Below are 653 nucleotides of genomic sequence, written 5' to 3' on the forward strand. Positions count from 1 at the left end.
AAGGCGCACCAGTAGTAAAACCCGCATTGGCCGATGCATTCCACTGGAAAGGTGTGCGCGCATTATCCCGGGCACTGCGCTTAGCTGTGGCTAAGAAGGCCGCTAGGTCGCCGCCTTGCTGTTGCAGGCGCGCATACTCGTTGCGGGTAGCCACGTCGCGGTACTGCTCAATTCGGTCGAAGCGGATATTGGTCATACCTAGCTCATCGCCATTGTAGTAGTACGGCGTGCCGCGCATGGTCAGGATAAAGGTAGTCAGTAGCTTGGCCGAGGGCTCCCGGAAAGCGGGCCGGTCGTCGCCGAACTTGCTCACCATCCGGGGCACATCATGGTTGGCTAGGAAGATAGAAAGCCAACCCTTCTGGGCAAAAGCACTGTCCCAACGGTATATACCGCTTGAAATCCTTGAGCTGGTAGCCCCCGGGGCCATTGCCCAGGTCAACCCCTTCAAAGTGATATGCCATGTTCAACTCGTGGCGCGCGGGGTCTACGAAGCGCATGGCGTCGGTGGGGCCCGGCCGGCACCCTCGGCCACGGTCATGACGTTGTACTTGCTCAGCACCTCCCGGTTCATTTCCCTGGAGGTAGTCATGCAGGTGCGGGCCCTCCCCGTAGTAGGCAATGATGGTTTTTCCTCGTAGCCTCCGGTAATT

1 protein-coding gene and 1 pseudogene are annotated in these 653 nt (G+C 59.0%); both read right to left on the reverse strand.

Annotation, left to right across the window (positions count from 1 at the left end; all coding sequences use genetic code 11):
- Positions 1-430: alpha-amylase family glycosyl hydrolase (locus VI25_RS24160; RefSeq protein ID WP_262489968.1), on the reverse strand; the 430-nt coding region annotated here is incomplete at its 3' end.
- Positions 327-653: pseudogene (locus VI25_RS27055) on the reverse strand (hypothetical protein); the annotation flags it as partial. The gene VI25_RS24160 and the pseudogene VI25_RS27055, both read right to left, overlap by 104 nt.

Source organism: Hymenobacter sp. AT01-02, from assembly GCF_000961955.2.
Lineage (GTDB): Bacteria > Bacteroidota > Bacteroidia > Cytophagales > Hymenobacteraceae > Hymenobacter > Hymenobacter mucosus.